Raw genomic sequence first — 25,406 nt, 5'->3', positions numbered from 1 at the left:
ACATTCCCTCCACTTATATTGTTGTATCGACATAAAGTCGATATTTTGAGCTGTATATTACAACTCCGATACATTATAGAAAACTTACTATAATGTAATAAACACATATCTGATTATATGTATTTTTAAAAAGTTTACTCTTATAGTAAAGTATAAAACATTATATATAATAGTCAATATACTTTACCAATAAAGTATAAATTCGGGGTAATGCACAATAAAAGGCTATAGAACTGTTCAATATTACAGGTTCTATAGCCCTAACAGAAGTATTAATTAGTATATTCTTACAAATGTTTTAGTTTATTTTATACATATCAGAGATTGTACTCATCCATTAACTTCTTAAATACATCTATTGACTTTTCTATCTTCTCTGTATCCACACAAAAAGACAGTCTGACATATTCTTTCATTCCGAATCCTTCTCCCGGAACCAAAAGCATATGATATTTTTTTGCTCTTTCACAAAATTCGTTTCCGTCGCCGCTTGGTGACTTGATAAACATGTAGAAAGCTCCTCCCGGATTTGCTACCGTATACCCAAACTTCGGCAGTGACTCAAACAAGATATTTCTGTTAGTCCTGTACACTTCAATATTAGGCTGTGCGTCTACACAGTTTTTTATCACATACTGAAACATGGAAGGTGCACAGACATACCCGAGTACTCTTGCCGCTCCGCCTACCGCCGCGAACACATCTTCATGACTTTTAACCTTATTTGGAACCAGGATATAGCCGATTCTCTCACCCGGAAGTGATAGAGATTTTGACCATGAATATGCTACAAGTGTATTATCATATATATTCGGCAAAAACTCAGGTTTCTCATTTGTAAACACAAGTTCTCTGTACGGTTCATCGCTTATTAAAAATATAGGATGTGAATACTCTTTTTGTTTTTCCTGCAAAAGCTCTGCAAGTTCTTCCAAATTCTCCTTCGGATAGATTACACCTGACGGATTATTTGGAGAGTTTATAAGTACAGCCTTTGTATTTTCATTTATCTTGCTTTCAATTTCGTCTATATCAAGATGAAGATTCTCACTGCATTTTGCAAATATCGGCTTCCCTCCCTGTCCCTCTATAAATACCTTATATTCAGGGAAGTACGGAATATTTACTATTATCTCATCATCATCCGACTCTATAATTGCCTTAAATATAATATTAAGTGATGCTGCGGCACCACAAGTCATAAAAATATTGTTTTCATTATAGTCTGTAGCAAAACGCTTATTCAAGTTTTTTGCTACTGCAATTCTTGTGTCGGTGTTTCCTGCTGATGATGTATAACTGTTGTACTCCTTTGGCGAAAGCTCCTCCACCATATATTTTATAGTATTTGCGACCTCTCTCGGAGCCGGAGTGCTTGGATTACCAAGGCTGAAGTCAAGTACATTTTCCGCACCGATTTCCTTTGCAAGCATACTTCCATACTCAAATATATCTCTAATAACCGACCTCTTTGTTCCGAGGTCAAGCATCTTTTTTGAAACCATAATCTCTCCTATTCACTGATAATCGTGACTGAAGCCTGTGCCGGCAAGCAGATTGCCGACTCACCGATATTTTTTATATAACCAAATCTTTCACAGATGTGGTCGGGGCATTCACTTTGAATAAATGCTATTGCCCCGTCCTTTATATCAAGATGAATCTCTATTCCGTTACTTTCCAGATTGATTTCCCTGTCCTTTGACAGATCAATATCCATACTTTGATTATTTCCGTACTTTAAAACGGCTTTGCCGCCCGGCTTCTTATTTAAGTAAATATAAAGTCCGGCAACAATTCCAAGAATAACTACAACAATTATCAGATATATATCATTCTTTCTTAATTTCATAAATTTCCTATTTCTTTATAGACTCCAAAAGCTTTTTTGATTCTTTTATTTCATTCATTATAGCTGTAAGTCCCGGAGCTCCCTTGGTATTTCTCTTTTCCACGCAAGTTTTTAAAGAAATAGCATCATAGATATCATAATCAAAATATTCAGATATATTTCTAAACTCCTCAAGTGAGAAATCATCAAGTGCCTTTCCATACTCAATTCCGTAAAGTACAAGCCTGCCGACAATCTCATGTGCATCTCTGAAGGCAACATTTTTCTTTACAAGATAATCTGCCGCATCGGTTGCATTTGTAAAGCCTCCTCTTGCACTTTTTGCCATTCTTTCATTATTGAACTTCATACTTGAAAGCATTCCACTCATAAGTTTTATCAAACTTTTTACAGTATCTATAGCATCAAAAGACATCTCCTTGTCTTCTTGCATATCTTTATTATATGCAAGCGGTAAGCCCTTCATTGTTGTAAGAAGAGATATCAGACTTCCGTATACTCTACCGCTTTTTCCCCTTATAAGCTCTGCAATATCAGGATTTTTCTTCTGCGGCATTATAGATGAACCTGTAGAATATGTGTCATCCATCTCCACAAATCTGTATTCATCTGTATTCCATATGATAATTTCCTCCGACAGCCTGCTAAGATGCATTGATATTATAGCAAGGTCTGATAACAGCTCCAAAAGATAATCTCTGTCACTTACGGAATCCATACTGTTTCTTGTAGCAGTCTCAAACTCCAAAAGGCTTGCCACATAATCTCTGTCAAGATCATATGTCGTTCCTGCAAAAGCTCCTGAACCCAAAGGTGAAAGATTCATTCTCTTTCTTGTAGAGCGAAGCCTGTCAAAGTCTCTTATAAACATCTCAAAATATGCACCGAAATGATGCGCCAGAGTTGTAGGCTGTGCCTTTTGTAAATGTGTAAATCCCGGCATATATGTTGTAGTATTATCTTCCATTATACGAAGAACTTCACTGAGCAGTTCATATAGAAGGTCCTTAAGCTCATCAATCTCATCTCTTACATAGAGTTTCATATCAAGTGCCACCTGATCGTTTCTGCTTCTTCCGGTATGAAGCTTCTTACCTGTATCTCCTATTCTCTCAATTAAATGTGCTTCAACATATGAATGAATATCCTCTGAACCGTCATCAAATTTTAATACACCGCTTTCTATATCCTTTTCTATAGAATTCAGTCCTTCAATGATTTTATCTCTCTCATCATCTGTAAGTATATTTTGTTTTGCAAGCATCTTTACATGAGCTATACTTCCTCTGATATCCTGCTTATAGAACCTATGGTCAAATGAAAGTGATTCATTAAAACTCTCCACCAGTTTATTTGTTTCTTTTGTAAATCTTCCACCCCAAAGTTTCATATATACACCGTCTTTCTATTTCAAATCTTCATCATTTGTATTTTCATCAGTTTCAGGATTATAGTTTTTTGTAAGCAGTTCAACTACACCTTTTCCACTGCCTGTGGTTATATCAACGTATACACGTTTATTTTCACCGGTTTTTTCTTCAGATTCGTCATCGTCTTCTTCGTCATCGTCTTCTTCATCATCATCGTCTTCATCGTTATCTTCATCATCATCCGAATCTTCTATATCAAGTTCTTCAAACTCATCGTCTTCAATAACTTCTTTCTTTTTGAATTTGATTCCGCCGTTTTCTATAACTTTTTTCACAAGGCATATCAGTAATAATAAAGCCAATGAAGCCGCACTTATTATTGCACCTTCAATAATACCTGAACTTAAATATTTAAATTCTATTTCATGCTGTCCTTTTTCAAGTTTTAAGCCGATAAAGGCATCCATAATCTTTATCTTTTCAGCTTTCTTTCCGTCCACATAAACACTCCATCCTTCATCATATGGAATAGAAGTAAACAATGTGGTATTTTCAACCGCATGAACATTTCCTGACAGGTATGAATCTGAAATCTTACTGAGATATAAAGGATTCTTATTTAGGATATAATACAATTTCTTCAGAGAATCATAGTTGACTCTATAAACTCTTGCATCAATTGATTCATCCTTATCATCCGTACTTACAAATCTTCCGTTTTTCTCTCCCTCAAGAGTTCCAAGCTCCAATATATAATGTCTCTTCAGATTCTTAAATGACTTTTTAACATCTCCGTCTCCATAACTGAATTCCACTTCGTCAATTGCCGGATTTGTAACATAGGCATAGTATTCACCGTCTATATCGGTCTGAAAGTTTACGGAAGTAGACTCCTTTATAGTCTCTATTTGCTCAAATATATCAGGTAAACCGTAAACGGCGGCCAAATCATTTTGAACATCTATAGGATCTCCGAGATTCAAGTTCCAATCATCTGTAAATCTTTCATCAACCATATATCCAAGAGGCAGAGTATAGGGATTTTCATATAAATAACTGTTTCCTGATATATCCACATAAGAAATATTTGTATTTCTTGACTCACCGGTATATATTGCATATTTTACCGCAAAAAGCATATCTAAAAGAGGTGTTTCTCCGGTTATAGAATATGCATTTGTAGATGCTTCATTTCCAAGTTTTTCAAATAATTCGGTAAGTGAAGCGTTTGCTGTAGATGAAAAAATAGATACCGACTTAAAATTCAACCATGCACCGTCATCCTTTGTCTTTCTGTCCACCTTATCTATACGATAAAAATCATCCATCGGCAATTTCTTAAGTAAAGCTCTTACATCGGCATTGTCATTTATATAATTACTTCTGTTTATTGTTGTCACACTTGTAACCGACATATTGACACTTGATTCAATTACCACTATTGCAAGTGTAATCAAAAATAAATATGTTTTTGATATTCTCTTTGCCATATGCAAATACATTAACATCGCATATATGCTTATAAAAATCATTGCCGCATAAAATACTGCAAAATGGAAATCCTCATTATTTACTATCTTTTGTGCAAGCAAAATATATATCATACTGATTCCGAATGCCAATCCAAGATCCTTTGTTGTATTCGCACTGAAATTATCATATGCCTTTGCACATATAAAGAGTACAAGGAATATATAGATAAAACTCTGTCTCGCAGGTAGTGAGTTCGGATAATGAAGTCCGTGCCATATATAATTCAATACATTTATTGAAAAACCTGCAAGAAAAAATACAAGCAATGAAATATAAACCGCTTTTTCTTTCTTGGAAATCTTTCTGTTCAATATGTACAGAACAACAAATAAAAATATTCCGACACCACAGAATATATTTGGCCAATGATCAAGTCCGATTTCAACTTTCACATTGCCCATATGTCTGGCAATCATATCGAAAATAGAAAAATATGAATTAAATGTACTTGGAAAGTCAAAGTCTCCCGAGGCTGTAAACTTAAGTGCATATATTTCAGGCAATAAAACAAGTGCACTCAGTCCTCCTGCAAGCAAAGAATAAACAGCAAATCTGATTGAAGCAATTGCAAATTTTCTCCAATTGTTCTCATTATCCATTACATTAAGAGAAATGAAGTATATTACCATAAACAGACAAATCATTATTGAAATATAATAATTTGACAGTATACATAGACCGAGTATAAGTGTATACAGTAAACCTTTTCCTGTTTTTATAAGTCTTTCAATACCCAAGCATACTATCGGGAAAAGTATAATACAATCCAGCCACATAATGTTCCAGCTATATGCCGCCATATATCCTGAAAGTGCATAGAATATTCCGAAGAATAATATTCCGGCTTTGTTTCCTGAAGTATGTTTAGATAAATAATATGTGAAACCAAGACCTGAAAGCCCTATCTTTGCAACTATCATATATGTCATAAACTCTATCACATATTTTTGCGGACATAGAATAATCAGCCAGTTTAGAGGGCTGGCAAGATAGTAGGCATAAAGTGCCGAGAAATTTATTCCCATACCGAGGTCCCAACTGTAAAGAAGTGAACCGCCATTACTCAGCTTATATTTAAACTCTGAAAAAAACGGAGCATACTGATGATACATGTCAGTTCTCAAAAAGCTCTCATCACCAAACGGGAATATTCCTCTTTGAATGAATATTAATATCATTATAAAAACCGGTATTAAAAAAGATAAAGCAAATATTGCCCTTTTATCCATTATAATTTCATCTCTCTGATTCAAATTTAAATCGTTCATTTTTCTCCTCCGTCTTCCCACTAATTATAGTAGAGGAAATTTTTTTTATCAATCTAATTCATAAGATTTATATACAATAGTAAAAAAAAATGCTATACTTCTACCTAAAAGTCGTTAGGAGATATATGAAAAAGAAAATTTTATTACCTATTTTGGCTTTCGCAGTATTACTTATAGCGATTGCCGTCATATTTTCAAATACAAAAAACAAAAATAAAGAACCTGAAACTACTCTTGAAACTACAACCACTCAAGAAGAAACTACAACCGAGCCGCCTACAAAAGCTTATGAGACTGATGAAAATTATACAAGGAAAATTGATTTTGATTCGCTTAAGACTACAAATACCGATGTAATAGCATGGGTGTATATTCCCGGAACTGTAATTGATTATCCGATATTATGGAAAGAATATGATATAGAATATTATTTACACCATGATATAAACCATCAGGAATCATATTATTCCGTATATATGGACGGCTACAGTAATTCGGATTTTTCAACACTTAACAATATTATCTACGGTCATCATATGAAAGACGGTAAAATGTTTACCGATATCACTAAGTTCAAAAATGAAGATTTTTTCAAGGAACATAGAATGATATATATTTATACTCCGAATAAAACTTATAGATTAAAGACTGTTGCCGCTCTTTATACAGATTCCGCACCTGAAAGAAGACAGACATATTTTGATGATATGGATTATTTCCACAACTATGTGGACAGGATGACAGAAAAATGTTCCTTCAGAGAGATTCCTGAAGCAGGTGTAAATAAGATTTGGTCTTTTATAACCTGTTCATATGAGGGTGATGATACAAGAACCGTTTTATATGCCTATGAATTGGATGATAATGATCAACCTGCACAATATGATTTATCAACTATTGATTTTGGAGAAGATCACAGGTAAAATAGATACTGTTTTTTGCATTATAACCTCAGGTTATAACAATTATATTATTTAATAAATTGACATTTATCATAATGGTGCTATAGTAAAATGAAAACCAATATGATTTTATTAATTACTACTTTTAATATTGGGAGGAAAAATGAGACGAGTATTTTCACTTATTGTAGATAATTCTGCAGGTGTTTTAAGTCGTGTGTCAGGTCTGTTCTCAAGGAGAGGATATAATATAGACTCTCTTACTGTCGGAGAGACAGCCGATCCGCGCTTTTCAAGAATGACAGTTGTTTCTATCGGAGACGAGGACACACTTGACCAGATAGTAAAGCAACTTAGAAAACTTGAAGATGTAAGAGATATCAAGGTTTTAGAGGAAGGCAAAAGTGTTTTCCGTGAAATTATAATGATAAAGGTAAAAGCCGATGCTTCACAGAGACAGGATATTGCGGCTCTTTGTGATATTTTCAGAGCTACTATTGTAGATGTGGCTAAGGATTGTTTGACAGTTATGCTTACAGGTGATAATTCAAAACTTGAAGCACTTTCAAACCTTCTTTCCGATTATGAAGTTTTGGAACTTGCCAGAACAGGACTCACTGCTCTTTCAAGAGGAAGTGATGATGTAGTTGTTTTCAACTAGTTTTTATTTGATGGTCCCCCAGCCTAAATGGGTTAAAATAGAAGTTACTTAGGAGGTATTTATATGTCTAAAATTTATTATCAAGAGGATTGTAATCTTTCAATGCTTGAGGGTAAAACTATCGCAATCATCGGTTACGGTAGCCAGGGACATGCACATGCATTGAACTTAAAGGAAAGCGGATGCAATGTAATCGTAGGTCTTTATGAAGGAAGTAAGTCATGGGCAAAGGCAGAGGCACAGGGCCTTAAGGTTTACACAGCTGCAGAGGCTACAAAGAAAGCCGATATCATAATGATTCTTATAAATGATGAGCTTCAGGCTGATTTATATAAGAATGATATCGAGCCTAACCTTGAAGCAGGAAATATGCTTATGTTCGCTCACGGTTTCAATGTTCACTTCGGTTGTATCACAGCACCTAAGGATGTGGATGTAGCAATGATCGCTCCTAAGGCTCCGGGACATACTGTTCGTTCAGAGTATCTTGAGGGTAAGGGAACACCTTGTCTTGTAGCTGTAGAGCAGGATGCTACAGGTAAGGCTCTTGAGCTTGCACTTGCTTACGGTGCAGGTATCGGTGGTGCCAGAGCAGGTCTTCTTGAGACAACATTCCGTACAGAGACTGAGACTGACCTTTTCGGTGAGCAGGCTGTTCTTTGCGGCGGTGTTTGCGCACTTATGCAGGCAGGTTTCGAGACTCTTTGCGAGGCAGGCTATGACCCTAGAAATGCATACTTTGAGTGTATCCATGAGATGAAGCTTATCGTAGATCTTATCTATCAGTCAGGATTTGAGGGAATGAGATATTCTATCTCAAATACAGCCGAGTACGGTGACTATATAACAGGACCTAAGATCATTACAGAGGATACTAAGAAGGCTATGAAGCAGATTCTTACAGATATCCAGGACGGTACATTTGCTAAGGACTTCTTACTTGATATGTCTAATGCAGGTCGTCAGGTTCATTTCAAGGCTATGAGAAAGCTTGCAGCTGAGCATCCTTCAGAGAAGGTAGGTGCGGAGATCAGAAAGCTTTACAGCTGGAACAATGATGATGAGAAGCTTATCAACAACTAATTTTTTATAAAGTTTTAGCCACTGCTTATGCAGTGGCTATTTTTATTCTATTCTCCTTTTAAAGGTATAAAAGTTCTGCCGTCTTCAGATTTTCCGGCCTTTATGGTACTCTCATATTCAGCCTTTGCCTCTTTAATAAAAATTTCCTGTGAGTTTTTCTTTTCACTTCCTACTCTTCTTATCTTCTCATATCTTCCGTCAGGTAAGAGGATGGATGCCTTTACATTATCCTCAAGTTCCACATCCAAGTAATGCTTTATACTCTTTATGATATCCTCATCGGCTACAGGGAATACTATCTCTACTCTCTTTTCCAGATTTCTGTTCATCCAGTCGGCACTGCCAAGGAAAATCTCCTCTTCACCGTCTATTCGGAAATCAAATATTCTGGCATGTTCAAGGAATGTTCCGACAATCGATCTGACCGTAATATTTTCAGACACTCCTTTTATTCCTACCTTAAGACAGCATATACCTCTGACAATTAGGTCTATCTTTACACCTGCACAGCTTGCCGAATACAATGCACATATAATATCCTTATCTGAAAGCGAGTTCATCTTTGCTATGATTCTTACCTCGGATCCTCTCTTTGCCGCCTCTTCACATTGACTTATCTTCTTTAAGAATATATCCTTCATCCAAAGCGGTGCAACCACATATCTTTTCCAGAAAGGCGGTTCCGAATATCCGCTGAGCATGTTAAAGACTGCCGTAGCATCCTCACCATAACTTTCTCTTGCCGTAAACATACCAAGGTCTGTATAAAGTTTTGCAGTAGAATCATTATAGTTTCCGGTACCCAGATGCACATATCTTCTGATACCGTCATCTTCCCTTCTTACAACCAGAGTTATCTTTGAGTGCGTCTTTAACCCTACAAGTCCGTAGATTACATGACAGCCTGCTTTTTCAAGCATTCTTGCCCAATTTATATTATTCTCCTCATCAAATCTTGCCTTAAGCTCCACCAAAACCGTAACCTGTTTGCCGTTATCCGCTGCATTTGCAAGCGCCTTGATAATGGGGGAATTTCCACTGACTCTGTATAAAGTCTGCTTTATAGCAAGAACATTTTTATCTGCCGCCGCCTTTGATACAAAATCTATTACCGGATCAAAGCTCTCATATGGATGTGAAAGCAAAATATCCTTCTTTTTTATCTCTTCAAATATATCCTCACAGTCTATGAGCCTTTGATTCATTACAGGAATATGTTTTTTATCCTTTAATCTCTCAAAACCTTCAAGTGAGTATATCTTCATAAGAACTGTCAAATCCAGAGGTCCGTTTATCTTAAATATATCCTCTTCATCAACATTCAACTCATTTTTCAGGAAATTTAAAAGACTTGCATCCATTCTTTCTTCAGCTTCAAGTCTGATGGCCTCTCCCCACTGTCTCTTCTTAAGTTTTTTCTTTATTTCCTCTAACAGATCTGATGCATCATCCTCGTCAAGCTTAAATTCCGCATTTCTCATAACTCTGAATGTTGCTGCAGATATTACTTCATAGTTTAAGAATAGTTTATCTATATTTTTCTCTATGATATCTTCAAGATAAATTATCTTTCTCTCCTCTGACTCGCAAGGTATCTCCACTATTCTCGGAAGTACTGAAGGCACCTGCACCATCGCAAAGTCCATATCCTTATCTACATTTCCAAGATATACATCCTTTTTCTTCTTTTTTGATGTCTCTTCTTTTCTCTTTCTTATCAGAGCCGCAATATTTAAAGTCTTATTTCTGACAAGCGGAAAGGGTCTTGAAGCATCTACAGCCATAGGTGTAAGCACAGGGTATACAAACTCGTCAAAATATTCATTGATAAAATTTTTCTCATTTGCAGTAAGCTCATCATCATGACTTATTATATGCAAATTTTCCTTCTTTAAAAGCGGAACCAAAGATTTGTTATATACCTCATACTGCTTTTTAACAAAGTCATGAGTCTCCTTAGTAAGGATACCAAGCTGCTTATCCGCACTCATTCCGGAGATATCTTTTTTCTTATAGTCGGCATCCACCATATCTTTTAAAGAAGCAATCCTTACCATAAAAAACTCATCAAGATTTGAAGATGTAATACTTAAAAATTTTAATCTTTCAAAAAGCTTTACATCATCATCCTCAGCTTCATTTAAAACTCTGATATTGAACTTCAGCCAGGACAGCTCCCTGTTTGTAAAATATTCTACATTATCAAACTTTTCCATAATAGCCACTCCTTCCTATCAAAAAGTTCTTATCTGCTTCAAAATAAATTCTATTCCGAAGATTTCTCTAAAGAAATCTCTGTGAGAGTTAAAACTGAGTATTTCAAGGCTCAAATCACCCATGTAATTCACTTCAAGTTTCAGCTTATTTTCATCCAATTTCAATGTGAAATTCTTTATTTTCTGCTTGTGAGATCTGTCAAGTGCATTTGCCATTTGCAGTATTGCACTTAATTTTGCAAGCCTGATATCTCTTTTATTATAAATATTTTCTTCATTATCAATATTTGATATCTCCGCCATAAGCATTCTCTCATCATGAGATATACCTATAATCTCTCCTGATGAAATTATATTGTATGTGGCTGTATCACTGTTTTTCATATTGATAAACTTACCGATATTATGAAGTATGGCGGCTATTTGTACCAAGAGTCTGTCTCTTTCCGTTAAACCGCTGACCTCCTTTATTGCATCAAATATAAGAAGAGCGTTCTTTTCCACAGCAGTTGTGTGTTTGCTGTTTCCTCTGTATCTTTTTGCAAGGTTTTTTGACGCCGCAATTATATCTTCTTCAAAATTATGACCTACACTTATAATTCCGGTTTTCTTTGCATACTCCGCTGCAATGCCGTCTATCAAAAGCGTACCCGGCATCCATATTTCCTTGGCATTAAACAGATCAAAAATTCTTTGAAAAATAAGCACACTCGGCAAAATCATCTTTGCATGATTTTTACTTACACCAAGTATATTCTCTATTTCCTCAACACTCTTTCCACGTATTTTTTCAAATAATTTAATAAATCTCTCATAATCTATTATCATATCTGAGGACTCATGATCCATATATCTGAATACATACATAAGAGGTTCTCCGATACCGATTATGGTCTTTACCTTTTTATTCTTGAGATAAATCTTCTTAAATGTATTAAGGTCGTTATCTATAAGCTCTGTAAGTACATTATGCTTTTTTTCATTGATATTATCAATCTCTTCCACCATCTCTCGAAGTCTTAAAACTCCAAGTGATAAATTTTGTGTGCTCTGTATTGCACCGTTATCATAAAGGGTAAGCTGCATACTTCCAAATCCTACATCGGCAATAGCTGTACCGCTCTTTATATATTTCTCAAAGAGTTCACCTTTTGAATCAATAGACATATAATTGATAAATCTTTGCTCGGAGTTTGATATTATACTTATATCAATCCCCGCTCTCACCTTTATCTGGTCAAGCACCTGCATATTGTTTGAGGCTTCTCTCATGGCGCTGGTTGCATATGCCTTATAAGCATCTACCTTATAGCTATGCATTATTTTCTTAAAATCCGATAAAATATTACATAGCTCATCTATCATCTCATAACTGATTTTCCCGAATTTGTAGGTGTCACTGCCAATCGCAATAGTGTGCTTGACATAATCAATTCTCTTTATTCCCGATTTACCTGCTATCTCATAAATTCCAAGCTCAAGCTCAAATGAGCCTACATCAATCGCCGCAAAATATTTTATCTCACTCTTTCCCATACGCTCTCCAAGTCTATTGACTCTGTAAATAAGTTATAAATTGTGTTGCACTTCTTCCGGACATACCTCCGTGAGACAATTCCCACATATTGGCTTTTGCAAGTATTTCACTTTCATCCATATCTATATTATGCTTCTTTGCCAAAGCAAGTACAATAGAGTTAAACTCTCTTTTATCCGGTGAACCGTAATAGATTTTCTCTCCGAATCTTGCAGATAATGAAAGCTTCTCCTCAACGGTATCTCTTGTATGCAGTTCTTCGTCAGTTTCAGTCTTGTCTCTGAAGCTTTCTCTGATAAGATGTCTTCTGTTACTTGTAGCATAAATCAGTACATTCTCAGGTCTTCTTCCAAATCCTCCTTCAAGAATCGCCTTTAAGTACTTGTATTCAAGCTCCGACTCTTCAAAACTTAAATCATCCATATATATGATAAACTTATAATTCCTGTCTTTAAGCTGCTCAAGTATATCGGATAAATATCTGAATTGATGCTTATAGATTTCAATAATCCTAAGTCCTTTATCATAGTACTCGTTTACAATAGCTTTTACACTTGAAGATTTTCCGGTTCCGGCATCTCCGTACAATAAACAGTTATTTGCAGGTTTACCGTTTATAAAACTCTCGGTATTGTATGTGAGTTTTTTCTTTTGAATATCATAACCGATTATATCATTCAAATAAACATGCTCGACTCTGGTTATAGGTATTATATTTGCAGTCTTTAAATCCGTACCTTCTTCTATACGAAAAGCTTTATTCAAACCGAACTTTCCAACACCGTATTCCTTATAAAATTCAGTTATTATATCTTTAAACTCATTGTCCGAATTCGCCTCTGTAAGTTGCTTTGAAAGTCTTAGAATCCTATCTCTTACTCTGGTGTTTACAAGCTTTGAATCTCTTCCGTTACCTTCATAATGATATATCTCTTTTAATAAATCACCGTTAATATTAGGTACAAAATGAATCAACTCTCTTAATATTTTAAAATCATGTATTGCAAATGTATTTATACTTCCGGAAGTTTCACCTACAATCTCTGTAGCTTTTGAGTATACATTCTCATTGTATGCAAGTGCCAAAGCAAGTATATTAGCCCAAAGATTTCCGTGAAGACCGTACTCACCGGCAACTTCAATCATCTTTGATATGGTTTTACTTACATTGTTGCTGTTCTTATCCAAAGCACAAAACATTCTTATTGTGTCTTCAAACTTCAAGTCTCTATATAATATCAAATCGTCTATCTTTGAATCTTTACATGCTTTTATACTGTACATATTTCCTCCTTAAGCTGCATTAATTATTCGAACAATAGTTTCCCAAAATCTTTAAAAAAGGGACTTTCTCACTAAGTATTTCCAGTACATTTGAAACATTTTCCGAGTTTAGATTCGCCTCAACATCTATAAAAAATCTGTACTCAAATGTTTTTTCAGGTATAGGTCTTGATTCTATCTTCACAAGGTTCAATCCGTTTAATACAAATATTCCGAGAATATTATACAACATACCCTTTTCATGTGGAAGTTCCAATATAAGGCTGAGTTTATTTGAATTTTTCGAAAAAATCTTTTCCTTACTTAGTACTACGAATCTTGTGGTATTATTGGAGTTTCTGTTAATTCCCCTGTCTAAAATATCCAGATTGTAAAGCTTTGCTGAAAGCTCGGAAGCAATTGCCGCCTGCTCAATCCTGCCTTCATTTTTTACTTTTTTTGCAGATACGGCAGTGTTTAAAAGGCTTATCTGGCTCCACTCAGGATGTTCTTTCAAATAAGATGCACATTGCATTAAAGCCTGAGGATGTGAATATACTCTTTTAATATCGGAAAAGCTTGCCCCCTTTATACCCAAAAGACAGTGGCTGATATGTAAATCATATTCCGCTACAATTACTACATCTTTTTTTAAAAGCAAATCGAAAATATCCGTAACAATACCGGCAGATGAATTCTCAATCGGTACAACACAGTATGATGCCTCACCGTTTAAAACGGAATTTATAGCATCTTCAAAAGTATTTACATTCTCTGTGTCCGCATCGGGGAATAATGTCTGTGTTACTATATGTGAATATGCACCTTCCACACCCTGATAGACTATTTTTTTTATACAGGAATCCATATATTCCTTGCATTTAAATCCGCTCGGCATATCATCAAATTTTATTTCCTCAAGTCTTTGCATAGTACTCCCAAAGTTTTATCTTTTTTCTTTCACCATGTTTTCAAGCATATTTACAATTTTATCTCTCGCATATGCACCAAGCTTTTTCTTCTCGTCATCAGACAATTCCGATATTATTATCGGCTCTCCATACTCAATTATTACATTACTCTTTTTCATAAAAGGTAAATGCTGTTCCCATATCTCATATGTACCGTAAATAGCTACAGGTATAACAGGTACCTTTCCTTTTTCGGCTATCTTCAATGAGCCTTCTTTAAAATCCTTTACATTTGTGACATCATCATTTAAGTTTCTTGTTCCCTCAGGACAAATCCATATCGAAATACCTGATTTAACCTTTTCTACACCCTGTAATATTGTCTTAAGTCCCTGCTTTATATCTTTCCTGTTCAGGAAAAGGCAATTGAGCAAATCCATCCACTGTTTAAGAAGCGGAACCTTTATCATTTCATACTTTGCCACAAAACCGAGAGGTTTATAAGTATATGCATATCCTGCAAGTATATCAAAATAGCTTCTATGATTACTTACAAATAAAACGCCTCCGTCCTTTGGAATATTTTCACTCCCTCTAACTTCCACTTTTGCTCCCGCCAAAAACAGTAAGAGTCTGAAAGTTATACGCACCATTGTTTGTGCAATAGCGGAAGAAGTAACAGGTTTAAACCTTTTTACTATAAGTAAAACAAGCATTGTCGGTATAAAAAGTAACAGGTATAAAAGCAGACACAGTGCTACCAAAATAAATCTAATCATTTGAAAAAACCTCTCATTATAATAATGGACTAAGGAGTCTGCTCACCTGTTCTTTAACTCTTTGAATAAGTGAACGATTCTTATACATTGACAATGTATACTCCTTTGAATCATAAATATCTCTCATAAAATTGTCTTCAAGTTCTACTGCAATATCCTCATCGTAAATCATTGCATTGACTTCAAAATTAAGCTCAAAGCTTCTTATATCCATATTTGCCGTACCCACACAGGCTACCTTACCGTCAGCCATTACGGACTTTGCATGTAAGAATCCCTTCTCATAGGTATATACCTTTCCACCCGCTTCAAGAAGAGTTCCTGCCCAGCTAAGCGTAGCGGAATATACAAATGGATGATCAGGCATACATGGAATCATAAGTCTTACATCCACACCGGACCTTGCTGCAATATTAAGCGCACTTATAAAAGCCTCATCAGGTATAAAATAAGGCGTGTGGATATACACATGATTCTTTGCATGATTTATAATCTCTATGTAATTATCTCGTATAAGTTTGGTCTCGGAATCCGGTCCGCTTGAAATTATCTGCATTCTAAGAATATTGTCACCTTCCTCAGGTACAAAATCCATCTCATCCAGTTCGGTAAAATATTTGTCATTTAAGAAAATATCTTCTTTTGTCGCGTACTTCCAATCCAGTCCGAATCTAAGTTCAAGTCCGTTTACAGCCTCTCCTACTATTCTAAGATGTGTATCTCTCCAGTGTCCGAATTTCTTTGAGCCGTCAACATATTCTTTTCCGATGTTAAAGCCTCCTACATAACCGATTTTACCGTCTATTACAGCTATTTTCCTGTGGTTTCTGTAGTTTATACGGAAGTTGATTCTTCCCAAAGTTGCAGGAAAAAATACCCCCAACTTTATGCCATGAGATTTTAAATTTTCTAAAATCTTCTTTGACATAAACCTTCCGCCCATTCCGTCAAACAGAATCCTTATCTCAACACCATCATCTGCTTTTTTTATAAGTTCCTTGGCTATATTAAGGAAAAGATAGTCCTGCTTTATAATATAATATTCCAAATGTATATATTTTTTGGCATTCTTAATATCTTCAATCAGTGCATCAAATTTATTATTTCCGTCCGTGAATATATCCAAAGAATTTTTCATTGTTAAAAGTGAGCCTCCGGACATAAGGTTGTACTGCATTAATCTGTGATATTCTTTGGCATACAAATCATTCTTCATCATTTCACTTTTTGTGAAGAATTTTTCCTGCCTGATGGTGGCTCTCCTTATGCTGTCCTCAACACTTTTTAATTTAAACATTCTGGATTTTCTGTAATCCTGACCTATAAATAAATACAGTATTATTCCTATAATCGGCAGAAAATTAAGTACTAAAATCCATGTCCAAACTGTTCTCGGATCTCTTCTTTGAAAAAATACGATTATCAATGACAGTATCAAATTCAAATAGAACAAATGAACAAATCCTAAGTGACCTGTTTTTAAAATATCAAACATATAACTCCCAGTTTATTAATTTAACTACAATAACGAACTGATTTATGTAATATACGTTACTATAGCAACAGATTTTTCTATAATCCTGTCTATTATACCACTAATATTGTTTTTTTACATTAAATAAAAAAGAGCCGGTTGCCCGACTCTTTAATATTTATTTTTGTACAACCGCAGTCAGCTCATTATAAGGATCCAAGTCGATATACATTATATCTTTCGCTTTCAACTCGCTGTCTGAAAGTATTAGCTTTGCAACCATGGTCTCGACATTTTTTTGCAGATATCTCTTTAGCGGTCTTGCACCATATGCAGGGTCATATCCGTTATCAATGATATAGTTCTTTGCCGCATCGCTAAGTTCCACTTTAAGTTCCTTACTTTCAAGTCTTTCATTGAGCTCATCCATTAACAGATTTATGATATTTCCGATATTATCCTTTGTAAGCGGCTTAAACATAATGATTTCATCAAGTCTGTTTAAGAACTCAGGTCTGAAGCTGTTTCTAAGCTCATCCATTACTTTCTTTCTTGCATCTTCACTGATATCACCATATGTATTGATACCGTCAAGTAAGTATGCGGAGCCCAAATTTGATGTCATTATTATGATGGTATTCTTAAAGTCTACAGTCTTTCCAAGTGAATCGGTTACTCTACCGTCATCAAGCACCTGTAAAAGTACGTTAAATACATCAGGATGTGCTTTTTCTATCTCATCAAATAGCACTACTGAATATGGCTTTCTTCTTACAGCTTCTGTAAGCTGTCCGCCCTCATCATATCCTACATATCCCGGAGGAGCTCCTATAAGTCTGCTCACGGAGAATTTCTCCATGTACTCACTCATATCGATTCTTATCATATTGTTTTCATCATCAAACAGAGACTTTGCCAGAGATTTTGCAAGCTCAGTCTTACCTACACCGGTAGGTCCGAGGAAAAGGAATGAACCTATAGGTTTTGAAGGATCTTTAATACCGGCTCTTGAACGAATTATAGCATCGGTAACCTTCTCAACAGCCTCATCCTGTCCTATTACTCTCTCATGGAGAGTGTCTCCAAGGTGAAGAGTCTTTTCTCTTTCACTCTCACTCAGTTTTGAAACAGGAATATTTGTCCATCTTGAGATAATTCTTGCAATTTCTTCATCTGTTACAGACTCACGAAGAAGTCTGAGGTCTTCTTTTTTAACCTTTTCCTCTTCAATCTGAAGCTGTTTTTGCAGCTCAGGCAACTTTCCGTATTGGAGCTCTGCAGCTCTGTTAAGGTCATAGCTTTGCTTTGCGGCATTTATCTGTCTGTTGACCTCGTCAATTTCACCTCTGAGTTTTGCAAGGCCTTCAACACTCTTTTTCTCATTTTCCCATTTTGACTTTGCTTCATTTAACTCATCATTAACCTCTGCAAGTTCTTTTTGCAGAGCTTCAAGTCTTTCCTTTGAAAGATTATCGTTTTCTTTCTTAAGTGCGGTTTCTTCAATCTGAAGCTGCATCTGTCGTCTTGAGAGTTCATCTATCTCTGTAGGCACCGAATTAAGCTCAGTCTTTATAAGAGCACAGGCCTCATCTACAAGGTCGATCGCCTTATCAGGAAGGAATCTGTCACTTATATATCTGTCTGAAAGTACAGCCGCACTCACAAGGGCACCGTCAGTTATTTTAACTCCGTGATATGCCTCATATCTGTCCTTCAAACCACGAAGTATTGATATTGTATCCTCTATTGTAGGTTCTTCTACAAGAACAGGCTGGAATCTTCTCTCAAGTGCAGGGTCCTTTTCAATATACTTTCTATACTCATCAAGTGTGGTGGCACCGATACAATGCAATTCACCTCTTGCAAGCATAGGCTTTAACATATTTCCGGCATCCATACTGCCCTCTGTTTTACCTGCACCTACTATTGTATGAAGCTCATCTATGAAAAGAATAATCTCGCCTTCGGACTTTCTTACCTCATCCAAAACCGCCTTTAATCTTTCTTCAAACTCACCTCTATACTTCGCACCTGCTATAAGCGCACCCATATCAAGGGCAAAGAGTTTCTTATCTTTAAGATTATTCGGAACATCACCTGCCACAATTCTTCCTGCAAGTCCCTCAACAACTGCTGTTTTACCTACACCGGGTTCACCTATAAGTACAGGATTGTTCTTTGTCTTACGGCTTAATATCCTTATAACATTTCTTATCTCACTGTCTCTTCCGATAACAGGATCAAGTTTTTGCTGCCTTGCACGCTCAACAAGGTCATATCCGTATTTATTTAAAGTATCATAAGTAGCTTCCGGATTGTCTGAAACCACTCTTTGATTACCTCTTACCTCGGAGAGTACCTGTAAAAACTTATTTTTGTTTATTCCATACATTCTGAAAATCTGTGCCACATTAGAAGACGGATTTTCCAAAAGATTTAAGAAAATATGCTCTACTGAAACATATTCATCTCCCATGCCTTTTGCTACATCCTCTGCAGTAATAAGCACATTATTTAAATCATTACTGATATAGGCATTTCCGCCGCTTACCTTCGGAAGTTTTTCTATAGCGGATTCCACTTCGTTTCTAAATTCATTTTCATTGATACCCATCTTTTTTATAAGATTAACTATCAATGAACCATCTATATCTAATAGTGATGCCAACAAATGTATTTGTTCTATTTGCTGATTGCCATGAGTAGCCGCCACCTTTTCCATGTTTTGGACAGCTTCAATTGACTTTTGTGTAAATTTGCTTATATTCATTAAATCACCACCTTTGTTATCTTTGTTATACACGTACTATAACAGACTTATTTTTATATGTCAAGCGAATTTTAAATATTATTTTAAAATTATTTTATGTCCCCTGTTAATTAATGTCTTTTTCCATTTTGGGTCTTGTAAAAGTGTAAAATTTGGACTATAATACGAAAAATAATTTTTATAAAGGAGAAGTATGAGACATCTTTTAAACCCATTGGACTTTTCTGTTGAAGAAACTAATGCACTCTTAGAGCTTGCTATTGATATTGAAAACAACAGGGGAAAGTATTCTAAAATTTGTGAAGGAAAAAAATTAGCAACATTATTTTATGAGCCAAGCACACGAACCAGACTCTCATTTGAAGCAGCGATGCTTAATTTGGGAGGTAGCGTACTTGGCTTTCATTCTGCCGACTCATCATCCGCAGCAAAGGGAGAAAGCGTTGCAGATACTATCAGAGTAATTTCTTCATATGCAGATATAGCGGCAATGCGTCATCCGAAAGAGGGTGCACCGCTTGTTGCAAGCAAATTCTCTTCTATTCCGGTAATTAATGCCGGTGACGGTGGACATCAGCATCCTACACAGACTCTTACAGACCTTTTGACAATAAAGAGAATGAAGGGAAATATTTCAGACCTTACAGTCGGACTTTGCGGCGACCTGAAGTTCGGTAGAACAGTTCATTCACTTATTAACGCTCTTATCCGATATCCGAATATCAAATTTGTTCTTATCTCCCCTGAAGAGCTTAAAGTTCCCGACTATATCAGAGATGACGTACTTAAGGCAAACAATATCGAGTTTAGTGAAGTTACAAGTCTTGACGAGGCTATGCCTGAGCTTGATATTCTTTATATGACAAGAGTTCAAAGAGAACGTTTCTTTAACGAAGAAGATTATATTCGTTTAAAGGACACATATATTTTGGATAAGCAGAAATTAAAGCATGCTAAAAAGGATATGTATATACTCCATCCGCTTCCAAGAGTAAATGAAATAAGCGTTGAGGTTGATAATGACCCCAGAGCCGCATATTTCAAACAGGCTGAGTTCGGTGTATATGTAAGAATGGCTTTGATTCTCACTCTTTTGGAGGTAAAATAATGTTAAATATCAGTGGATTAAATGAAGGTGTGGTACTTGATCATATAGAAGCCGGAAAAAGCTTGGATATATATTTTCACTTAGGACTTGATAAGCTTGATATACCTGTTGCAATTATAAAGAATGCCAAATCTAAAAAAATGGGTAAGAAAGATATTATCAAAATCGAAGGTGATGTACTTAATTTGATAGATTTTGACGTAATCGGATATATCGATCACAATATCACAATCAATGTTATAAAGAATAATGCAATAGTTGAGAAAAAGACTGTTTCATTACCTGAGAAGATAACAAATATTATCAAGTGTAAGAACCCCAGATGTATCACTTCGATAGAACAGGAGCTCCCACATATCTTCTATCTTTCAGATAAGGAGAATGAGGTATATCGTTGCATCTATTGCGAAGAGAAAAGAAATAAGAAAAAATAATATTTTAAACTACAAAACTGCCGGATTAAATTTTAATCCGGCAGCCTTTTTATACCAATATGGCTTTCTTTATTTCCACCTTTTCAGGTAATCCTTTTATTTCTCTTAGAATCTTCATGAACTCTTTTCCGGTAATAGTTTCCTTTTCTATAAGGAACTCTGCCAGTTTGTCCATTACATCTTTATTTTCTCTAAGGATTCTAAGGGCTTCATCATAGCTCTTTTTAAGTATTTTCATTACTTCTTTGTCAACTTCGGTAGCCGTATTGTCACCACAGTCAAGTATTGCCTGTCCTGACAGGTATTGATTTTCAACTCTTGCAAGTCCCATCAATCCGAACTTTTCACTCATACCGTACTGTGTAACCATTGCTCTGGCAATAGAGGTAGCCTTTTCAATATCATTTGATGCACCTGTTGTTACTGAATCAAATACTATTTCCTCGGCCGCTCTACCTCCAAGAGTACTTACAAGCATATCCTCAAGTTCTTTTTTTGACTTAAGATATGTCTCTTCTTCAGGTACATACATTACATAACCCAAAGCACCCATGGTTCTCGGTACAATAGTGATTTTTTGTACAGGCTCGGAGTTTTTCTGCAGTGCGGAGATAAGTGCATGTCCCACCTCATGGTAGGATACAATTCTTCTCTCTTCCTGATTCATAACTCTGTCCTTTTTCTCCTTACCGACAAGCACCACTTCAACAGCTTCAAAAAGGTCTTTTTGCTTTACAGCTTTTCTGCCTTTTTTTACCGCCAAAATAGCAGCTTCATTTATCATATTGGCAAGGTCCGAACCTACAGCACCTGATGTAGCAAGTCCTATTGCTTCAAGATCTACACTGTCATCCATAAGCACGTCTTTTGAATGTACCTTAAGGATGTCAACTCTTCCTTTAAGATCAGGTCTTTCAACAATCACTCTTCTATCAAATCTACCCGGACGAAGTAATGCAGGGTCAAGTATCTCAGGTCTGTTTGTAGCACCCAGTACTATAAGACCTTTTGATGAATCAAAGCCGTCCATTTCGGAAAGAAGCTGATTGAGAGTTTGTTCTCTCTCATCATTTCCTCCACCCATTCTGGAATCTCTGCTCTTACCTATAGCATCTATCTCGTCTATAAATATGATAGCAGGAGCCGCCTCCTGTGCCTGTTTGAATAAATCTCTTACTCTTGAAGCACCAACACCTACAAACATCTCTACAAAGTCTGAACCTGACAGAGAAAAGAACGGTACATCCGCTTCTCCGGCCACAGCCTTTGCTAAAAGTGTTTTTCCTGTTCCCGGAGGTCCTACCAAAAGAGCTCCCTTAGGAAGTCTGGCACCAATCTTTGTATATTTCTCAGGATTGTGCAAAAAGTCAACGATTTCAGTCAAAGACTCTTTTGCTTCATCTTCACCTGCTACATCTTTAAATGTAATACCGGTTTCCTTTTGAACATATACTTTCGCATTGCTCTTGCCGACTCCCATGAATCCGCCTCCACCCATTTTCTTCAAGAGGAAATTCATCATAAGTATGAAGAAAATAAACGGTAGAATAAAGCTTAGGAATGACAGTATCGTAGATGTAGTCTCAAACCTTTCCATAGTCGCAGGTACATTGGCCGCATATAATCTGTCAACCAATGAATCATCTTCTATTCTGACCGTCTTATACACAGTCATGGTTGAGTAATCTGAAAGATTAGGCTTTACCTTTATTTCAATGGCGGTTGCCATTACCTTTACCGACTCCACCTTTCCGTCATTTACCATTTGCATAAACTCAGTATAAGGTACTTCCTTCGTTGTAGCCTTTTTCAGCCTGTTTGAAAGTATGCTTACTGCAAAGAATGCAATGGCAGCCGCAATAATAAGTATAATAATCGTCCTATTATTCAGCCCATTGGATTCATTTTTATTTTTTTTATCCATACACTTCCTTTCTATTTTATTTTACTCTTATTATAATTTATAAGAGAACCTGCCTCCACTATGGATTTTTCCGCATCAGTCATTTCCGCAATGCTTAAGCTTATTTCTTTTATATTTTCACCTATAATATAGGCAGGAATTTTTGACATATCACCTCTTAGATGCTCCTTGATATTCGGTACAAAGATATAATCTCCAACCTCAAAATCAGGCTCCGAATCTAAAAGGAAAGGCAGCATACCCCAGTTCATCACATTTGAGCGATATCTCTTTGTTGCATACTCCTTGGCAATATTTGCAAGACCTCCGATAACTCTCTGGCAACTTGCAGCCTGCTCTCTTGCAGAACCGTCACCCGGCTTCTTGGCATATATCATACTGCCTATCTCGGTCTCGTTTGCGACAATATCTGCAAATTCAGGTATATTCTTTATCTTTTCAAATATATTTGATAACTCCGTATTATCTTTTAAGATGTCCTCACCTTTTCTTCTTGACTTTTCGATAATATCTACCGCCTTGCTTCTGCCTACATATTCAGGATCTCTTCTTGAAAGTGTAAACTCTGCAAGTCCAAGCGGATTTGATCTGTAAGAAGATGTCTCTCCTGAAGGTATAAGCTCATCTGTAGTGGTTACCTCATCAAGTATCTTTGAACATACCTTTAAAAGAATATTGTCGGTAAGAGCAGTCATCTCAGGCCAGTCCTTTATATTAGGTCCGTAAACCAAAGCACTGTCCTCTCTTGCCTCTCCAAATCCCTGATATACTCTGTTTTTATATATAGTGTCATCATAATTGTACTCAGGTACAATATAATCATCTGCAAACTCTGTAGCAGGTATTAAAAATCCCTTGTTTCTTGCAGTTGCGGCTACAGATCTCGCATCCATAAGAGCTACAGCGGACATCTGACCCGATCCCGGCTTTGAACCTTCTCTGTTAGGGAAGTTTCTTGTAGTATGCCTTATAGAAAGGCCGTTATTTGAAGGAGTATCTCCGGCACCGAAGCAAGGTCCGCAGAATGCAGTCTTTACTACCGCACCGCTTTCCATAAGATCCGCTACAGCACCGTTTCTTGTTGTTTCTATAAATACAGGTTGTGATGAAGGATATACATTTAAGTTAAACTCATCAAATCCTGTACTGTATCCTTTAAGTATATGTGCAGCCTCCATTACATTTGAATAAGTTCCGCCTGCACAACCTGCTATAATACCCTGTGATACTCTAAGCTTTCCGTTTTCTATCTTATCTAAAAGTCTGAGACCCTTTCCGGCTTCTCCACCTATCTTTATTGCCTCAAGCTCCACTTCATGAAGAAGATCTTCTAAATTTTCATTTAATGTATCTATTTCATATACATTGCTTGGATGGAAAGGTAGAGCAATCATAGGCTTAATTGTGGACAAATCCACATGAACAACACCGTCATAATATGTTATATCGGCAGGCTTTAATTCTTTATAATCCTCAGGTCTTCCGTGAACTGTAAGGAATTTCTTTGTATCCTCATCAGTCTCCCAAACAGATGAAAGACAGGTAGTCTCTGTAGTCATAACATCTACACCGTTTCTGTAATCTGTGGTCATAGATGCTATTCCGGGTCCTACAAACTCCATTATCTTATTCTTTACATATCCGTTTTTAAATACCTTACCTATTATTGCAAGTGCGATATCCTGCGGTCCGACACCGGCCTTCGGTGCTCCCTCAAGATAGATTGCAATAATTTCAGGTCTGTTTACATCATAAGTATCCTGTAAAAGCTGTTTTACAAGCTCACCACCGCCTTCACCTATAGCCATTGTTCCAAGTGCTCCGTATCTGGTATGTGAATCGGAACCGAGTATCATCTTTCCACAACCTGCAAATGCCTCTCTCATATACTGATGTATTACCGCAATATGAGGTGGTACATATATACCGCCATATTTTTTTGCAGCGGAAAGACCGAACATATGGTCATCTTCATTTATAGTTCCGCCAACTGCACAAAGTGAATTGTGGCAATTTGTCAAAACATAGGGTATTGGAAATTTTTCCATACCGCTTGCCTTTGCAGTCTGTATTATTCCAACAAAAGTAATATCATGTGAAGCCATGGCATCAAACTTCAGTCTGAGCTTATCCATATTTCCTGAAGTATTGTGGTTTTCAAGTATGTTGTAAGCTATACTTCCCTTTCTGGCTTCTTCCTTATCTATATCTTTGCCTGTAACAGCTTTTAATTTATCTAAATCATTCTCTTCTATAAGTGTCTTACCGTTAATAAGGTAAGCTCCACCATTGTACAAATTAACCATATTTCCTCCTAGTTT

Annotated in this window: 18 protein-coding genes; 5 read left to right on the top strand and 13 right to left on the bottom strand. The window is 36.2% G+C overall.

The window, feature by feature from the left end; all coding sequences use genetic code 11:
* Positions 1–317: 317 nt before the first annotated feature.
* From HMPREF1135_RS02890 to HMPREF1135_RS02875, 4 genes are read right to left on the bottom strand one after another with little or no spacing between them, the layout of a single operon-like run.
* Positions 318–1,505 (bottom strand): pyridoxal phosphate-dependent aminotransferase, encoded by a 1,188-nt coding sequence (locus HMPREF1135_RS02890; protein ID WP_007591809.1) that lies wholly within the window; start codon positions 1,503–1,505, stop codon positions 318–320.
* An 8-nt stretch (positions 1,506–1,513) separates the two neighbouring features.
* Positions 1,514–1,852 (bottom strand): NusG domain II-containing protein, encoded by a 339-nt coding sequence (locus tag HMPREF1135_RS02885; protein WP_007591802.1) that lies wholly within the window; start codon positions 1,850–1,852, stop codon positions 1,514–1,516.
* Between the two features lie 7 nt (positions 1,853–1,859).
* Positions 1,860–3,242, bottom strand: coding sequence for an argininosuccinate lyase (gene argH / locus HMPREF1135_RS02880; RefSeq protein ID WP_007591801.1), 1,383 nt, complete (start codon positions 3,240–3,242; stop codon positions 1,860–1,862).
* A 15-nt stretch (positions 3,243–3,257) separates the two neighbouring features.
* On the bottom strand, positions 3,258–6,023 hold the full coding sequence (locus HMPREF1135_RS02875) for a YfhO family protein (RefSeq protein ID WP_007591799.1): 2,766 nt from the start codon (positions 6,021–6,023) through the stop codon (positions 3,258–3,260).
* Between the two features lie 125 nt (positions 6,024–6,148).
* Here HMPREF1135_RS02875 and HMPREF1135_RS02870 point away from each other — a divergent pair, with 125 nt between their 5' ends.
* From HMPREF1135_RS02870 to ilvC, 3 genes are all read left to right on the top strand, one after another.
* A complete protein-coding gene (locus HMPREF1135_RS02870; RefSeq protein ID WP_007591796.1) occupies positions 6,149–6,946 on the top strand; it encodes a class B sortase in 798 nt (265 codons plus the stop codon).
* A 142-nt stretch (positions 6,947–7,088) separates the two neighbouring features.
* Positions 7,089–7,586: an acetolactate synthase small subunit gene (gene ilvN, locus HMPREF1135_RS02865; protein WP_007591794.1), complete on the top strand. Its 498-nt coding sequence runs from the start codon at positions 7,089–7,091 to the stop codon at positions 7,584–7,586.
* Positions 7,587–7,649: 63 nt separating this feature from the next.
* Positions 7,650–8,669: a ketol-acid reductoisomerase gene (gene ilvC / locus HMPREF1135_RS02860; RefSeq protein ID WP_007591793.1), complete on the top strand. Its 1,020-nt coding sequence runs from the start codon at positions 7,650–7,652 to the stop codon at positions 8,667–8,669.
* 47 nt (positions 8,670–8,716) lie between these two features.
* Here ilvC and HMPREF1135_RS02855 read toward each other — a convergent pair whose 3' ends face one another.
* The 7 genes from HMPREF1135_RS02855 to clpB form a co-directional block, all read right to left on the bottom strand.
* Positions 8,717–10,885, bottom strand: a complete 2,169-nt coding sequence (locus HMPREF1135_RS02855; protein ID WP_007591791.1) for an RNA degradosome polyphosphate kinase — start codon at positions 10,883–10,885, stop codon at positions 8,717–8,719.
* A gap of 18 nt (positions 10,886–10,903) precedes the next feature.
* Positions 10,904–12,421: a Ppx/GppA phosphatase family protein gene (locus HMPREF1135_RS02850; protein WP_007591790.1), complete on the bottom strand. Its 1,518-nt coding sequence runs from the start codon at positions 12,419–12,421 to the stop codon at positions 10,904–10,906.
* 13 nt (positions 12,422–12,434) lie between these two features.
* Positions 12,435–13,706, bottom strand: coding sequence for an ATP-binding protein (locus HMPREF1135_RS02845; RefSeq protein ID WP_007591789.1), 1,272 nt, complete (start codon positions 13,704–13,706; stop codon positions 12,435–12,437).
* A gap of 19 nt (positions 13,707–13,725) precedes the next feature.
* Entirely contained in the window at positions 13,726–14,616 is an 891-nt protein-coding gene (pheA, locus tag HMPREF1135_RS02840; protein WP_007591788.1) for a prephenate dehydratase, read from the bottom strand.
* Positions 14,617–14,631: 15 nt separating this feature from the next.
* Positions 14,632–15,375 carry a lysophospholipid acyltransferase family protein gene (locus tag HMPREF1135_RS02835; protein ID WP_007591787.1) on the bottom strand — a complete coding sequence of 248 codons (744 nt, stop codon included), beginning with the start codon at positions 15,373–15,375 and terminating at the stop codon, positions 14,632–14,634.
* Between the two features lie 16 nt (positions 15,376–15,391).
* Entirely contained in the window at positions 15,392–16,870 is a 1,479-nt protein-coding gene (gene cls, locus HMPREF1135_RS02830) for a cardiolipin synthase (protein WP_007591785.1), read from the bottom strand.
* Between the two features lie 157 nt (positions 16,871–17,027).
* On the bottom strand, positions 17,028–19,619 hold the full coding sequence (gene clpB, locus HMPREF1135_RS02825; RefSeq protein WP_007591782.1) for an ATP-dependent chaperone ClpB: 2,592 nt from the start codon (positions 19,617–19,619) through the stop codon (positions 17,028–17,030).
* Between the two features lie 193 nt (positions 19,620–19,812).
* Here clpB and pyrB point away from each other — a divergent pair, with 193 nt between their 5' ends.
* Complete coding sequence (pyrB, locus tag HMPREF1135_RS02820) at positions 19,813–20,727, top strand: aspartate carbamoyltransferase (RefSeq protein WP_007591781.1); 915 nt, start codon at positions 19,813–19,815, stop codon at positions 20,725–20,727.
* Positions 20,727–21,161, top strand: a complete 435-nt coding sequence (locus tag HMPREF1135_RS02815; RefSeq protein ID WP_007591780.1) for an aspartate carbamoyltransferase regulatory subunit — start codon at positions 20,727–20,729, stop codon at positions 21,159–21,161. Before pyrB ends, HMPREF1135_RS02815 begins: the two co-directional genes overlap by 1 nt.
* Positions 21,162–21,210: 49 nt before the next feature.
* Here HMPREF1135_RS02815 and ftsH read toward each other — a convergent pair whose 3' ends face one another.
* Together ftsH and HMPREF1135_RS02805 are read right to left on the bottom strand one after the other, a co-directional pair.
* Entirely contained in the window at positions 21,211–23,085 is a 1,875-nt protein-coding gene (ftsH, locus tag HMPREF1135_RS02810) for an ATP-dependent zinc metalloprotease FtsH (protein WP_007591779.1), read from the bottom strand.
* 11 nt (positions 23,086–23,096) lie between these two features.
* Positions 23,097–25,391, bottom strand: coding sequence for a hydratase (locus HMPREF1135_RS02805; RefSeq protein WP_007591778.1), 2,295 nt, complete (start codon positions 25,389–25,391; stop codon positions 23,097–23,099).
* Positions 25,392–25,406: the final 15 nt, after the last annotated feature.

This window comes from Lachnoanaerobaculum sp. OBRC5-5 (genome assembly GCF_000296385.1).
GTDB lineage: Bacteria > Bacillota > Clostridia > Lachnospirales > Lachnospiraceae > Lachnoanaerobaculum.
Note: the sequence above shows the minus strand (reverse complement) of the source record. Positions and strands in the feature narration are given on the sequence as shown.